The following is a 14,995-nucleotide window of genomic DNA, read 5'->3' on the forward strand; positions in this document are numbered from 1 at the left end:
TTCAGCGGTTCATGTGGATGATGCCCCGGCGCAGGGCGACCATGGCCGCCTCGGTGCGGTCCTTCACCTGGAGCTTCCGCAGCAGGTTGTTGACGTGGATCTTCACGGTGGGCTCGGCCAGCCCCAGGGCCTCCGCGATCTCCCGGTTCCTCTGGCCTTCAGCCAGGAGGCGCAGCACATCCAGCTCCCGGGCGGTGAGGCGCTCGGATTCCATGCCCTCCACCAGCCGTGCCGCCGTGGCGGGCGGCAGGTACCGCTGGCCTGCGGCCACCGCCCGGACGGCCTCGATGAGGGTGCCCCGCCGCATGTTCTTCAGCAGATACCCCCGGGCCCCGGCCTCCAGGGCGCGCTGGATGTCGGCATCGCCATCGAAGGTCGTCAGCACCAGCACGCGGGCATCCGGATCCTCCCGCCGGATGGCGGCGATGGCCTCCACGCCCGACTGTCCGGGCAGCTGGAGGTCCATGATGGTGACCGTGGGGCGCAGGGTCCGCCAGGTCGCCACGGCCTCTTTGCCGTCGCCGGCTTCGCCGACCACCTCGAGGTCGGGCTCGGCCTGATGGAGGATGGCGACCAGGCCATCCCGCACCACCGGGTGGTCGTCGACGATGAGCAGGCGGATCGGAGCGGAAGGGATTGCGGTCATGGGAGCCACCTCCGGAGGGGCAGGATGATGGTGATGCGGGTTCCCCGGCCCGGTCCACTGTCAATGTCGATGCGGCCGCGGAGTTGCCTAAGGGTTTCACGGATGCTGCGAAGACCATAGCCCGCCGCTTTGGAAGCGGGATCGAAGCCCCGGCCGTCATCCTCGACGCAGAGGCCGACTTGGCGGCTCCCGTGCTGGACGGTCACGCGCACCCATTGTGCCTTGCCGTGGCGGAGGGCGTTGGTGAGGGCCTCCTGGGCCATGCGGAGCAGCTCCTCCTCCAGCCGGTGGTCGAGGCGTCGGGGCTCGCCGGTCTGGGCCAGCTCCACCCGGATGCCCGTGCCGGCGAGGAGGCGGTCGGACAGGATGCGGATGGATCCCAGCAGGTCGGTCCCTTCCGGCTTGCGGGGGCTCAGGGCCATGACGGATCGCCGGGCCTCCTGGAGGCTGGCCGCGGCGAGCTCGCGGGCATGACCGAGGCGCGTGAGGACCGGTTCGGGATCGCCCTGCATGCGGGCCAGCCGGCTCTCGGCCGCTTCGAGCTGAAGCAGGACGCCGGTGAAGCCCTGGGCCAGGTGGTCGTGGATCTCCCGGGCCATGCGGTTGCGTTCGTCGAGCACGGCGGAACGAGCCTCCAGCTGCTGGAGGCGGAGGCGCAGCAGCCACCATCCGAACAGCCCGGCGCCCGCGGCGCACAGGAACCAGAACACCGGGCGCTGATGGAAGAAGGGCTGGACGGCGACCTCCAGAGTCACTTCCTGGGGAGGGGCGTCCTCCCCCGGCCGCCAGGCCTGGAGGATGAAGCGCCGGGCGCCCGGGGGCAGGTTCGAGTAGGACGCGAACCGCCGGTCCCCCGCCTCGTTCCAGCCTGAATCGATCCCCTCCAGGCGGTACCGGAAGCGCACTTTCTCGGCGCCGGTGAGGCTGATGCCGGTGTAGTGGATCTCCAGCCGGTGGCTGCCGGGTGCCAGCTCGATGGGGCCTTGGATCGGAAGCGGCGCTTCGTCGCTCAGCACCTTCACCAGGCGCAGCTTCAGGGGCGGCCGGGGAACCGGCAGGCGGCGGCTGTCCGCGTGGGCCATGCCCCGGCTGGTGGGGATCCAGATCTCACCTTCACGGGTCAGCCACGCGGCGGGCTGGGGCCCCCCGTGGGTCTCACGGGCCGGCAGGCCGTCCCGATGATCGAAGGTGGCGAGTGGGGAGGGGCCGGAAGCGGGAAGGCCCTCCACCAGGGCCGCCCGGGGCACCCGGAGCACGCCCTGGCTGGTGCTGAGCCAGAGGTTCTGGTCCGGGTCCTCCAGGATGGCGTGGATGCCGGTATTCAACAGTCCCTCTGGGCTGGCGAACCCGCGGAAGGAGCCGTTCTGGAAGAGGCGCAGGCCATCGGCGGTGCCGACCCAGAGCCGGCCTTCCGCGTCCAGGTGCAGGGCCTGGGCGCCGGCGGATCCCAGTCCCTGGGCGGGGCCGAACCAGTGCAGGCCCTGGCCGTCCAGGACCCCGAGGCCCTGGGAGAGGCTGGCCAGGTAGAGGGGGGCGGAGCCGCCCCCGGCCATGGCGGCCACGCCCCGGGCCATGGGGTAGACCTGGGGAGACCCGTCGGGCGGGAGCTTCAGCACGCCCTGGCGGGGGGTGGCAACCCACAGGGTGCCGGCGGGGTCCTCGTAGAGCGAGAGGATGCTTTCCGGCTGGAGGCCCCCGGGCCAGGCCACACGCTGGGCCCTTCCGCCGTCCAGGACGGACAACCCGCCCCCCCGGGTTCCGAGCCAGAGTCCCCCGTTCCGGCGGGGCCACATGGCGGAGATGGCGCCGGGGCCTGGGGATCCCCCGATGCTCACCGGCTGGATGCGGCCCTCGCGGACCTGGCCGAGAGACTGGTCCCCGGTGAGGCACCACAGCGTGCCCCCGGCATCCTGGCAGACCATCCGGGCGGCCTCTTCAGGTTCGGGCCCCCTCGTCGTCACGGCCTGGAACGGCACCGCGTAGGTGGCGTGCAGGCCCCGGTCCTCGCTGCCCACCCACAGCGTGCCCGCCCGATCCTCCAGGAGGCAGAGCACCGTCCACCGGGACTGCGGCCCGTCGGGCACCGTCGCGAGGCGGCCCTCGGCGCTCCGGTGGAACAGGCCCGTCTGTTCGGTGCCGATCCAGAGCCCGCCGCCCCGGTCCGCGCGGAGCGAGGTGATGGACCGGGCCGGAAGGGCCCGGGTCAAGGCCGAGGGCTCCAGCTGGCCCTCCACCAGGGTGAGCAGGCCCTGGGTCCGGGTCCCCACCCATACCGTTCCGGCGGCGTCCACTTCCAGGGCCGTGATGTCCCCGGCCGAGAGGGTGACCAGCGCCAGCCGCCGGTCCTGGAGGCGCCAGAGTCCGGAGCCGGCCGTGCCGATCCAGAGGGTGCCCTCGCGATCGGCAGCCATGGCCTGGATCCGGAGACGGGCCGCGTCGCAGGGGACGGGCTCGAAGTGCTCCCCGACCAGGCGGAGCAGGGGGCCCTCGGAGGGAGCCGCCCAGAGGGTGCCCTGGGCATCGGCCAGCAGGCGGAGGATGGGGCTGTCCGGGAGGCCCTCCGCCGGGCCGAGGGCACTGAAGCTGCCGTTCTTCAGGCGGAAGAGGCCGGGCTGCGAGGTGCCGATCCAAAGGCTGCCATCTGGAGTCTCGGCCAGGCAGCGCACGTCATCGTGGGAGAAGACCGGCGCGTCGGTTCGGGAGAAGCGGTCGAACCGGGCCCCATCGAACCGGATCAGGCCGTCCTCCGTGCCGACCCACAGGAACCCGTCCCGGGTCTCCAGGAGGGCGGTGGCCGTGTCCTGGGCCAGTCCCGACTCGCCGCGCCAGATCCGGTGGATCTCGGGGTGCGGCTCCGGCGGAGGCGCAGGCTGGCCCGCGGCTGAACCGGCAAGGATCGCCCAGAGCGACAGAGCCATGGCATGACGCCATCCAGCCCGGCCCCCGCAGAGGCGGTGGAATCCTGTCCATCGCATGATCATGGATGCAGAAGCTTAGGCCATCCCTGTCCCGCGGGCAACGAGGAGGCTAGGTCCAAAGGCTTAAAAACTAAAAAATTTAGGTGTATCGACAGCCGCGGGCCCTCGTGGGACCGTAGGTTCCAATTCACCCAGTCCCGCGGCCCTTGACGTTCGGGGCCACCTGTTTATAAGCGGTTTGACGGCAGTCGCTTGGACGATCCACGCCCCGCGTCCGGCGGCGGGCCTACCTGGGGCCCATCCCCACCGATTCCAGTCCTCTCCCTCTGCAGGGATCCGCTGTTTCTCCGAGGAGCAGACATGAACGGAGCCTCAGCCCGGATGCATGGACCGTCCGGCCTTCTCCTCGCAACCCTCATCCTGGCCATGGCCTTGATCGGATGCGGGAGCGGGAAGGGCGCCCAGGATGCCGTCCAGTACTACGGGAACTACCACCTGGCAGGCTGGATGGGCGACCATCCCGGGAAAGCCCTGGCCGATCTGGGCAGCTGCGCCAAGTGTCATGAACTGACGGTGCTGAAGGTGGGCAGCGGGGTGCCGTCCTGCATGACGTCGGCCTGCCACCACGGCACCCAGCCGGGTTGGGCGAATGCCGACATCCACGGCCTGCGGGCGAAACTGGCGGCCGGGCCCTCGGGCGGGAGCCTGGCGTCCTGCCAGGTCTGCCATGGGAAGGACTTCACCGGCGGCGGTGCTGCCAATGCCTGTGTGACCTGCCACGGGGTCCAGGCGCCGCACTCCCCCAAGCCGTGGCGCCTCTCCGCAGGATCCCCGCATACGCACACGACCACGGATCCTTCCAACGCGGCGGTCTGTGCCCAGTGCCACTATCCGGGCTCCTCCGCCAACCCTGCCGGCCATCCCGCCGCGCCTGCCCCGGCCGGCACTCAGCCTGGGTGCTACAACGCGACGCTGTGCCACGCGAACGCCGGGGCGCCCCATCCGCTCGGCGCGATCTGGACGGACGCGACGAGCAGCGCCTTCCACGGCCTCGAGGCGAAGAAGGATCTGGGCTATTGCCAGAGCTGCCATGGGACGCCAGGCACGCCGACATTCGATGGCGGCACCGCCGCGACGGCCTGCTCCTCCTGCCATACGGCGGCCTTCGCCCACCCCACCACCTGGTACCAGGCTCCGGTCCAGACCTTCCCGGGCTATGTGCCCTCCCACCGCAACGCAGGCAATCTGGGCGCCTGCGACGCCTGCCACGACGGCCTCACCAAGGGCCGTACGGCGCCCCTGGCCACGGCCCCGAGCTGCTACTCGGCCACGTACGACAACGGAGCCCACGGCGCGGTCGGCTGCCATTCCAGCGGCCCCGCCGCGCCCAACCACCCCATTCCCTTCACGGACACCACCCACACCACGGTGACCCAGGCCCAGTTCACGGCGAACTGCGCGACCTGCCATGCCGTGGCCGGCGCCTCCCCCGTGTCGGGAGCACCCCTCTGCGCCACCTGCCATCAGGCCGCCTCGCCCCTGGACGCCGGCAAGGGTCCGGGAACCTGCCTCTCCTGCCACGTGGGCGCGGCTGGCCTGCCATCCGGCCCCACGGGCACCGCCTTCCCGAGCCTCGCCGGGGCCCACGCCAAGCACCTGGGGCTTCGCACCGCCCTGACCTGCACCACCTGCCACAACGGCGTCGGCGCGGGCAGCCTGACGCACTACAACAGCGCCAACGCCCGGGTCTCCCAGCCGGTCTCCCCGGCCCCGGTGGCCATGGTGGCCACCTTCAATGCCCAGTCGGGTGGGGCGGGGTTCAGCCCCGCGGCGCTCACCTGTTCCAACGTGAGCTGCCATGGCGGCCAGACCACGCCCAACTGGCAGACGGGGAGCCTCACGGCGAACGCCACCACCTACTGCCTGGCCTGCCACAAGATCGCTTCCACGGCCACCCAGTACAACGGCGCCACGGGCCGCCACAACAACCCGAACAACCACAACCAGACCTGCGACTACTGCCACGACATGACGGTGGCGAAACCCGGCGCGCAAAACCACTTCAAGTACCTGGACACCACGGCCGTCAGCGGCGCCCCCACGGGCAGCCCCTCCGACCAGTACCCCAGCGACACCATCAAGTTCGGGGGTGGCGCCACTCCGGCCACGGGGGCCCTCACCTACACCGTCACGGCCTCGACCCAGGGGCGCGGCGGCTGTGCGCTGACCTGCCACACCCAGGATCACGCCACCGCCAACAACACCTGGAACTGATCTCTTTCGGCCCTTTCAACCTCCCACAGGAGCCTCCCCATGAGCCGCGCCTTCCTCCCCCTCCTCCTGCTCGCCGGCGCCACGCTGATCGCCGGAGACCCGGCCAAAGACCTGCCCAAGTTCCAGGGCGGTGATCTCCAGAAGTACTGGACGGACGCCTGCGCGCGCTGCCACGGCGTCAACGGCAACGGCCGGGACAACAGCGGCAAGCCGCTCCCGGACGCCGGCTTCGACTTCACCGACAGCCGCAAGGCCAACAAGAAGAAGGACAGCGACTGGGTGAAGGTCACCATGCAGGGCAAGGACAAGATGCCGGCCTTCAAAGACAAGATGACCGAGGCTGACGCTCAGAAGATGATCACGGAGATCGTCCGCAAGTTCGCCGCCAAGCGCTGAAGCAGGAGGTCCGATGCCCGGAAAGACCCTCACCACGCTCATGTGCGCGCTCCTGGCCGGGGGCGCGCTCCAGGCCGAAGCCTCCGATTATCCGCTGGCCATCAACCTCCCCACGGCCGAGCGGATGCAGTACTGGGACATCGGCCTCGCCTTCACCCATCGCTTCGTCACGCCCGTGAAGGACCATGGCAAGGATGTCTATGGCCTGGACGGCTACACCTATGCCGGGCTCGGATTCACGTTCGGGATCAAGCCGGTTCCAGGTCTGAACGCCTTCATCTACCGCACGGCCGACAACAAGACGTTCACCTTCGGCCTGCAGCAGCAGGTTCTGAACCTGGATCGCGTGCGCCTGGCCGTCCGGGTGGAGCGCTTCGACGAGGTGGTGAAGTCGACCCTGACCCCCATCGGGAAGGTGGGCGTCGTCGGCGCCGTCTTCCAGGTGCCCACGGAGATCTTCCTCACGGATGACATCATCTTCTCGGTGGTGCCGGCCTACATCACCAAGACCACCACCACGGATACGATCCTGGCGGTGCCGCCCGGGGCCACGCCGAACACCACCCCCAACACCGGGGGGGTGTTCAATGTGGGGCTGGGCCTGCGCATCGGCTTCACGGAGAAGTTCTCCTTCATGGGTGAGTACTACCCGCGGCCTTCCAAGTTCTCCAAGGCCGCGCCGGGGGGCATCACGGACGGCACGACGTACCAGCAGGGGTTCGCGGCCGGGGTGTCCTACAAGACGTTCAAGCACCGCTTCACCCTGATCGGCACCAACGTTCCGGGCACCACCCCGAACCAGGTTTTGAGCGGGGATTACGGCGGCGGCCCCCGTCCCTCCTCGCAGTGGTCCATCGGCTTCAACGTGGTTCGCGTTTTCTGAGGCCGCCGACTGTGTCCACCGCGCCCCTGCTCGACCTCGTCGCCCGGGAACACCCAGCCTTCGTCCACATCCCCCTCGGCCTGATCGCCGTGCTGCCGGTGGCGATGCTGGCTTCCTTCCATCCCCGGCATATCCGCCTATGGACCGGCACCTCGTTCTTCCTCGCCCTCGCCGGATGGCTGGGAAGCACGGTGGCCCTGGTCAGCGGCCTGCTGTGGGGGCGTCAGATCGCGCTCATCCCCCCCACGGCGTATTTCCCGGCGATGGCCTCCCAGAAGCAGGTGCTGCAGCGGATCCTGCAGGTCCATGAACTGGCGGCCGTGAGCGGCTTCTTCATCGGGGGCTTCTGCCTCTGGCTTCTCTGGCGCGCCTGGCGGCGGCTCGATGCGCCCGAGGGCGCCGGGCACCGAAGGCGCGGGGGCCGGCGGTTCTGGGAACGGGGCGTGGGCGCAGGGCCGCTCCTCCTGGGGATCCTCTGGCTCAGCTGCTGGGGACTCAGCGGAAAGCTGGGCGGCATCATGGTCTTCGGCAACGAGGAGACCAACCGGGCCGCCGCGGAGGCGGACGCCGCCAAGCGGGCGGATGTCGAAGCAGACCTGCCCATCCGGGCCCTGGACTACGCAAGCCTGGAGCCCCTTGGCTCGGAACCGGCGCCCAGCAAGGCCCACGGGAACCGCTGGCAGCGCATCTGGATCACGGCCTCGGGAATCGACGCCTACCGGGCGGAGAAGCCCCTGCCTCCGGGCGCCTACGCCGTGCTGTCCACCTTCGAGGACCGCAAGGGCAAGCCGAGCCATGAACCCGGCCCCCTCTACATGAGGGAGGTGAAGGCCGACGGCAGTGCGGCCTTCACCTTCTACTGGCCGCGGGTGCCGGAGGCCCTCCGGGGCGAGGTGGGTGGCCAGGACAGCGTCTATTGGCGGAGCCCCGATCCCCACTTGGCGGCTTGCCTGGGGTGCCACGGGAAGGGCGGCCCGGCTCCCGCGCCCTGACCAGATCCGGCCCGGCGCCGCCGCGGCGCCGGGCCGGTGCATTCTTGAAGCCTGGCTGGGCTACAGCGCTGCGCGCAGGGCGGCGAAGGCCTCGGGCAGGCCGGCGGGGTTGGTGCCGCCCCCCTGGGCCAGGTCCTTCTTGCCACCGCCCCGGCCGTTCAGGGCCGGCAGCATGGTCTTGAAGAGGGCGCCGGCGTCGTAGGGCAGGCCCGTCGACACGGAGACCAGGGCCGCCACCTTGTCCTCGGCGGCCTTGGAGGCCAGGACGATGATGGCGCTGGGGTGCCGGGTGCGGACCTGGTCCATGAACTCGCGCAGGGCGTTGCCCTCCAGCCCTTCCACGGCGGCCGTGACCAGGGTGATGCCCTTCACCTGCTCCACTTGTTCGGCGCTGCCGCCGCCGCTGGCGGCCTTGAGCTTCGCCTCCTTGAGCTCCCGCTCCAGCTGCGCGATGCGCTGATCCTTGGCCGTGAGCAGCTCGGGCAGGATCTCCCGGGCGGCATTGGCCTGGCGGGACAGGCCGTGGATCATGGCCTCGTCGGCCTGGAGCAGCTCCAGGGCCATCTCGCCCGCCACGGCCTCGATGCGGCGCACACCCGCGGCGACGGCGCCCTCGGAGATGATCTTCACCACGCCGATCTCCCCGGTGTTGGCCACATGGGTGCCGCCGCAGAGCTCGGTGGAGAAGCCGGGCACCTGCACCACGCGCACCACATCGCCGTACTTCTCGCCGAAGAGGGCCATGGCCCCGGAAATCAGGGCCTCCTCGATGTCCATCTCGTTGACGCTCGTGGGCACCGACTTTAGGGCCTGCCGGGAGGCCAGGCGCTCGATCTCGGCGATCTGCTCGGGTTCCAGGGGGGCGAAGTGGGTGAAGTCGAAGCGCAGGTGGTGCTCGTCCACCACGCTGCCGGCCTGCTTGACGTGGGTGCCCAGCACCTCGCGGAGGGCGGCGTGCAGCAGGTGCGTGGCTGTGTGGTGGGCCCGGACCCGGCGGCGCCGGATGGGGTGGACCAGGGCCGTGACGGAGGTGTTCTCCAGGAGGAGGCCGGTCACCACGACCTTGTGCAGGTGCCGCTTCTGGGCCGGGGCCGTGCAGTCCAGCACTTCCGCATGCCCGCCCTCGAAGCGCAGCTGGCCCGTGTCGCCCACCTGGCCGCCGGACTGGGCGTAGAAGGGGGTGCGGTCCAGCAGCACGAAGCCCTCACCGCTGAGTTGCTGGACGCGGCGGTAGGCCGCATCGAACAGGGCCACCACGTGGGCTTGGCCCTCGAGGTGCTCGTAGCCCGTGAAGGTGGTGGGCGGCAGGTCGGCCAGCACGGCCAAGTCGCCGGCCAGCCGGAGGTCGTGGGCCTTCATCGCGGCCCGGGCCCGGGTGCGCTGGGCGTTCAGCTCCTGCTGGAAACCCTCCAGATCGGCGGCGATGCCGCGCTCCCGGCACCAGTCCTCCACCAGGTCCACGGGGAAGCCGTAGGTGTCGTAGAGGCGGAAGATGTCGGCGCCAGCCAGTTTCCCGCCCGCAACGTCGCTGGCCTCGAGGATCTTGAGGCCGGTGGACAGGGTCTGGCTGAACTGCTGCTCCTCGCGGTGGAGGGATTTCTGGATGCGGCCCAGCTCGCCGAGCAGTTCGGGGTACTGGTCGCCCATGGCCTGGGCCACCGCCGGTGCCAGGTCGGCGAAGAAGAGCCCCTCGATGCCCAGCTTGCGCCCGAAGCGCAGGGCCCGGCGCACGATCTTGCGCAGCACGTAGCCGCGGCCCTCGTTGCTGGGCACCACACCGTCGAAGCACATGAAGGTGGCGGCGCGGATGTGGTCGGCGATGACCTGGGAGGCGGTGCGGTTCGCGTGGTCCCGGCGCTCTTCCGGCCTCACCTTCGCGGCCTTCCAGATGGCCTCGAAGATGGGCTCGAACAGGTCGATCTCGTAGTTGGTGTCCACACCCTGCAGGATGCTGGCCGTGCGCTCGAGGCCCATGCCCGTGTCGATGCTGGGCCGGGGCAGCGGCGTGAGGACGCCTTTGGCGTCGCGCTCGTACTGCATGAAGACCAGGTTCCAGATCTCCATGACCCGGTCGCCTTCGCCGTTGGGCGTGGCATCGCCGGGGAGGTGGGCGCCCCGGTCATAGTGCATCTCGGAGCAGGGGCCGCAGGGGCCCGTGTCGCCCATCTGCCAGAAGTTGTCCTTCTTCCCGAACCGCATGATGCGGTCGGGCCGCACGCCGGCGGCCTTCCACAGTTCCTCGGCCTCGGTGTCCGCGGGCACCCCGTCGGCGCCTTCGAAGACGGTCACCCAGAGATGGGCGGGATCCAGCCCGAGGTTGCCCTGGTCCACGGGGCCCGTGACGAACTCCCAGGCGAAGCGGATGGCGTCGGCCTTGAAGTAGTCCCCGAAGCTGAAGTTGCCCAGCATCTCGAAGAAGGTGTGGTGGCGGGCCGTGAAGCCCACCTGGTCCAGGTCGTTGTGCTTGCCGCCCGCGCGCAGGCACTTCTGGCTGGTGGTGGCGCGGCTGTAGTCCCGCTTCTCCTTGCCCAGGAAGACATCCTTGAACTGGATCATCCCCGAGTTCGTCCACATCACCGTGGGATCATCCGCCGGCCCGATCACCGCGCTGGAAGCCACCCGCCGGTGCCCCTGGCGCTCGAAGTACTGCAGGAATCGCTGGCGGAGTTCAGAAGTTTTCATGGGATACCCGAAAAGATAAAGCGAACCACCAAGACACCAAGACACCAAGAAAAACCAAGCAGTTCTTGGTGTCTTGGTGCCTTGGTGGTGAATCCGTTAGTGCCTGAAGTGTCTCATGCCGGTGAAGAAGAGCCACACGCCGAGTTTCTGGGCGGCGGCGATCACTTCGTTGTCGCGAAGGCTGCCGCCGGGTTCCACGAAGGCGGTGACGCCGTGGCTGGCGGCCAGCTCCAGGCCATCCGCGAAGGGGAAGAAGGCATCGCTGCCCAGCACGGCGCCGTGGGTCCGGGTTCCGGCCTTGCGGCAGGCGATCTCCACGGAATCCACGCGGCTCATCTGGCCGGCCCCGATGCCCACGGTGGCGCCATCCTTCACCAGCACGATGGCGTTGGACTTCACAGCCTTGGCCACCCGCTGGGCCAGCATCAGATCCTCGGTCCGGGGCTTCGTGCCGGAGCCGGTGGCTTTCACCTCCCAGTCCTCGAAGGGGACGAAACCATCGTCCGCCCGCTGCACCAGGTATCCGCCGCCGATGGAGCGGGCGTCCAGGCCCTCGGCGCTCTGGGGCCAGTGATCCGGGGTCTGGAGGATGCGCAGCTGCTTCTTGGCCGCGAAGACCTCCAGGGCCTCGCCCGTGAAGGCCGGGGCCAGGATCACCTCCCAGAAGTTCTGGGCCATGACGCGGGCCACTTCCACGCCCACGGGTCGGTTGAAGGCCACGATGCCGCCGAAGGCGCTGATGGGGTCGCCCGCCTGGGCTCGCATGAAGGCCTCGAGCGCGTGGGGACCCTGGCCCACGCCGCAGGGGTTGTTGTGCTTCACGATGACGCAGGCCGGGGCGGGGAACTGCCAGACCAGGCGGCCGCAGGCATCGGCATCGAGCAGGTTGTTGAAGCTGAGCTCCTTGCCCTGGTGCTGCTGGCAGGCGGCCATGCCCTCCACCTTGCGACCGGGCTCGACGTAGAAGGCCGCGGCCTGGTGGGGGTTCTCGCCGTAGCGCAGGCCCTGCTTCTGCACGAGGTTCAGGCAGAGGTGGTGGGGCAGGTCCGTGGACTTGCCCTGGGTCAGTTGCCGCTCCATCCAGCCGGAGATGGCGGCATCGTAGGCAGCGGTCCGCCGGAAGGCCTCCAGGGCGCAGCGGCGGCGATCCTCCAGGCCCCAGGTGCCGGCCTTGAGCTTGTCGAGGAAGGGCTCGTACTGGTCGGGGCTGGTCAGCACCGTGACCGAGGCATGGTTCTTGGAGGCGCTGCGGATCATGCTGGGGCCGCCGATGTCGATCTGCTCGATGGCCTCGGCGGGGGTCACCCCCTCGCGGGCGATGGTGGCCTCGAAGGGGTAGAGGTTGATCACCACCAGATCGATGGGCTCGATGCCCTGGGCCTTGGCATCCGTCACATGCTCGGGCAGGTCGCGCCGGTAGAGGAGGCCGCCGTGGATCCGGGGGTGCAGGGTCTTGACGCGCCCGTCGAAGCACTCCGGGGCGCCGGTGTAGGTGGCCACTTCCAGGGCCTCCAGCTTCGCCTCCTGCAGGGCCCGGAGGGTGCCCCCGGTGGCCAGGATTCGCCAGCCCTGGGCCAGCAGGCCCTTGGCCAGGGGCATGAGCCCCGTTTTGTCATACACCGAGATCAATGCCGTCGGCATGTCCGCCCCCTGAACCCTTGATTTTCCCATGCCCAGAGGCCTTTCGGAAGGGCCGGATCTCCCGTCCGGAGTCCGCAGGCCGATCCCAGGGTGGGTGGCAGACAACTCCCGGTACCGGTGGCCGGCCCGAATGTGATCCCCGCCACAGGGGACCGGGACCCGCCGGATGTGGCGGATTCCCTGGACTTCGGCCTGTCCCGAAGGGCTGGGGAGGGCGGAAGGGGCTGAGGCGTCCACCTTTACCTCCAGCGTCCCAAGCCCCATTCTGGAAAGCCTGGAGTGGGCCCATGCCGACGATCAAGATCAACGATGTCGAACTGAGCGTGAACCCCGGCACTCTGGTGCTGGATGCCTGCCGCACCGCGGGCATCGACATCCCCCATTATTGCTACCATCCGGCGCTGACGCCGGTGGCCACCTGCCGCATGTGCCTCGTGGAGATCAAGGGCCAGCCCAAGCTCGCCACCAGCTGCACGACGACCGTTCCGCCGGCGCCCAAGGACAACCCCGAGGCCGTGGTGATGGAGGTCTTCACCAACACGCCTGCGGTCGCCGATGCGCGCGCCGGCGTGATGGAATTCCTGCTCATGAACCACCCGCTGGACTGTCCCATCTGCGACCAGGCCGGCGAGTGCAAGCTCCAGGACTACTCGTACCACTACGGCAGCGGCGATTCCCGCATGTTCGAGGTGAAGCGCCGCTACCGCTACGAGGATCTGGGCGCCAAGATCGTCATCGACAAGAACCGCTGCATCCACTGCACCCGCTGCGTCCGCTTCACCCGCGAGATCAGCGGCGGCGGCGAGCTCATCGTGGCCAATCGCGGCTCCCGCCTGGAGGTCACCACCTACACGGGCAAGTCGCTCGACCAGAACCCCTACGCGGGCAACGTGGTCGACCTCTGCCCCGTGGGCGCCCTCACCAGCCGTGACTTCCGCTTCCGCAAGCGCGTGTGGTACCTCAAGAACACGCCCTCCATCAGCCGCCACTCGGCGTTGGGCAATCCCATCTGGATCGACCACGAGGCCAACCAGATCCACCGCTTCCGCCCCCGGCCCCTGGAAGGCAAGGAGACCACGCACTTCATCAGCGACGCGGAGCGCTACGCCTACGTGCACTACAACCGGCAGGCCGGGGTTCCCGCGCCCCTGCTGAAGGGTGCGCCGGCCTCGTCCGACGCCATCCGCGAGGCCCTGTCGGCCGCGGGGCCGGTGGCGGTCATCGGCCAGGGCACCTTCGGCTGCGACACGGCCCAGCGTCTGGGTGACCTGGCGGCCTCCGAAAGCCTGCGCTACGGCAGCGGCGACAAGACCATCCCCGTGGTGCTGCCCAAGTACCAGACCAGCGAGGACGGCATCCTCAACCGGCGCGGCTTCACGGAGCGGGGCTTCCGCTTCGGCGCCCTGGAGGAGCTGCTGGCCAAGGTGCAGAAGGGCGAGGTCAAGGCCGTGGTGCTGTTGCACGACGCCGCCTTCACCAGTGCCAAGGAGACCGAGCTGCTGGGCCAGATCCTCAAGGCTGCGGCCTTCAGCCTGGCCTTCGAGGTGGAGCCCTCGGACCTGGGCCGCGCCGCCACGGCCTGGCTGCCCATCACCAGCTACGCCGAAGAGAGTGATTTCATCGTCAACCACGAAGGCGAGCTCCGCCGCTACCAGAAGGCCCTGCAGGCGCCCAAGGGCGTCCGCACCGTCCCCGCCTGGGCGAAGGAACTGGCCGCCGTCCCCGCCGCCGTCTAGCGGAGAACGGGAGGGACCCATGTTCCTCCAGGACACGCTGGCTCGGGGGCTGGTCGGCTACCTCACGGCCGAGCTGCCCAGCTACCAGCGACGCGTGCCCAATGACGTGGCGCGGCTGCGCGAAGGGCTCCGCCCCGGGGACGTAGTGCTGGTGGAGGGCAAGTCCCGCATCAGCCGCATGATCATGACCCTCAGCCAGAGTTCCTGGAGCCATGCCGCCATGTACATCGGCGATGCCCTGCTGCGCCGGGGCGGGCCCCAGGCCGAGGCGGCCCTGGATCGGTACGGCACGGAGGCCCCCTACCTGGTCCTGGAAAGCGACATGGCGGAAGGAGTGCAGGTGAAGCCGGTGGCCTGGTACGCGGACCACAACCTGCGGATCTGCCGCCCTTTGGGTCTTGCGGCCGCGGACCTGGAACAGGTGGTGGCCGAGATGCTGCGGCACCTGGGGCTGCGCTACGACCGGCGGAACATCTTCGACCTGGGACGCTACCTCACCCCGGTCCATCTGCTGCCGGCCCGCTGGCGGCGCCGGCCCCTGTATCTGGGCAGCTCCAGCAGCCGCGAGGTCATCTGCTCGGCTCTCATCGCCAAGGCCTTCTACCGGGTGGGTTTTCCCGTGCAGCCCCTGGTCAACGAGGCCGCCGAAGCCGGCACGCACCCCGTGATCGCCCGCCACCCGAGCTACATCATGCCCCGTGACTTCGACCTCAGCGCCAACTTCGACGTGCTGAAGGTCAACCTGGCCCCTCCAACGAAAGCGGGGGCCGGGGGGCGCCCGCATTCCGGCGGCGAGGACCGGGGCCTACTTCTTCACCACCTTGGCG

Annotated in this window: 10 protein-coding genes; 6 read left to right on the forward strand and 4 right to left on the reverse strand. The window is 69.6% G+C overall.

Translation table 11 applies throughout. From position 1 onward, the window contains the following. Position 1 precedes the first annotated feature (1 nt). Both MLE43_RS08090 and MLE43_RS14845 read right to left on the reverse strand, forming a co-directional pair. On the reverse strand, positions 2–646 hold the full coding sequence (locus tag MLE43_RS08090) for a response regulator (RefSeq protein WP_243303139.1): 645 nt from the start codon (positions 644–646) through the stop codon (positions 2–4). After that, positions 643–3,564, reverse strand: a complete 2,922-nt coding sequence (locus MLE43_RS14845; RefSeq protein WP_275976142.1) for a sensor histidine kinase — start codon at positions 3,562–3,564, stop codon at positions 643–645. The genes MLE43_RS08090 and MLE43_RS14845 overlap by 4 nt, the downstream gene beginning before the upstream one ends. 360 nt (positions 3,565–3,924) lie before the next feature. Between MLE43_RS14845 and MLE43_RS08105 the strand changes: the two genes are divergently transcribed. Genes MLE43_RS08105 through MLE43_RS08120 form a run of 4 tightly spaced genes read left to right on the forward strand, consistent with a single transcriptional unit; the run spans position 3,925 to position 8,109 of the window. After that, positions 3,925–5,838, forward strand: a complete 1,914-nt coding sequence (locus tag MLE43_RS08105) for a CxxxxCH/CxxCH domain c-type cytochrome (protein ID WP_243303140.1) — start codon at positions 3,925–3,927, stop codon at positions 5,836–5,838. A gap of 39 nt (positions 5,839–5,877) precedes the next feature. Then, a complete protein-coding gene (locus MLE43_RS08110) occupies positions 5,878–6,234 on the forward strand; it encodes a c-type cytochrome (protein ID WP_243303141.1) in 357 nt (118 codons plus the stop codon). A gap of 13 nt (positions 6,235–6,247) precedes the next feature. Further along, positions 6,248–7,117 (forward strand): DUF5777 family beta-barrel protein, encoded by an 870-nt coding sequence (locus MLE43_RS08115; protein ID WP_243303142.1) that lies wholly within the window; start codon positions 6,248–6,250, stop codon positions 7,115–7,117. An 11-nt stretch (positions 7,118–7,128) separates the two neighbouring features. Further along, positions 7,129–8,109 carry a hypothetical protein gene (locus MLE43_RS08120; RefSeq protein ID WP_243303143.1) on the forward strand — a complete coding sequence of 327 codons (981 nt, stop codon included), beginning with the start codon at positions 7,129–7,131 and terminating at the stop codon, positions 8,107–8,109. A 60-nt stretch (positions 8,110–8,169) separates the two neighbouring features. On the opposite strand, the gene alaS is transcribed toward MLE43_RS08120, so the two are convergent. After that, positions 8,170–10,791 (reverse strand): alanine--tRNA ligase, encoded by a 2,622-nt coding sequence (alaS, locus tag MLE43_RS08125; RefSeq protein WP_243303144.1) that lies wholly within the window; start codon positions 10,789–10,791, stop codon positions 8,170–8,172. A gap of 96 nt (positions 10,792–10,887) precedes the next feature. After that, positions 10,888–12,432, reverse strand: a complete 1,545-nt coding sequence (gene purH / locus MLE43_RS08130) for a bifunctional phosphoribosylaminoimidazolecarboxamide formyltransferase/IMP cyclohydrolase (protein WP_243303145.1) — start codon at positions 12,430–12,432, stop codon at positions 10,888–10,890. A 287-nt stretch (positions 12,433–12,719) separates the two neighbouring features. Here purH and MLE43_RS08135 point away from each other — a divergent pair, with 287 nt between their 5' ends. Continuing rightward, positions 12,720–14,168 (forward strand): NADH-quinone oxidoreductase subunit G, encoded by a 1,449-nt coding sequence (locus MLE43_RS08135; protein ID WP_243303146.1) that lies wholly within the window; start codon positions 12,720–12,722, stop codon positions 14,166–14,168. A 19-nt stretch (positions 14,169–14,187) separates the two neighbouring features. Then, a partial coding sequence (locus tag MLE43_RS08140; protein WP_243303148.1) for a YiiX/YebB-like N1pC/P60 family cysteine hydrolase occupies positions 14,188–14,995 on the forward strand: 808 nt, incomplete at its 3' end.

This window comes from Geothrix oryzisoli, from assembly GCF_022808865.1.
Taxonomy (GTDB): domain Bacteria; phylum Acidobacteriota; class Holophagae; order Holophagales; family Holophagaceae; genus Geothrix; species Geothrix oryzisoli.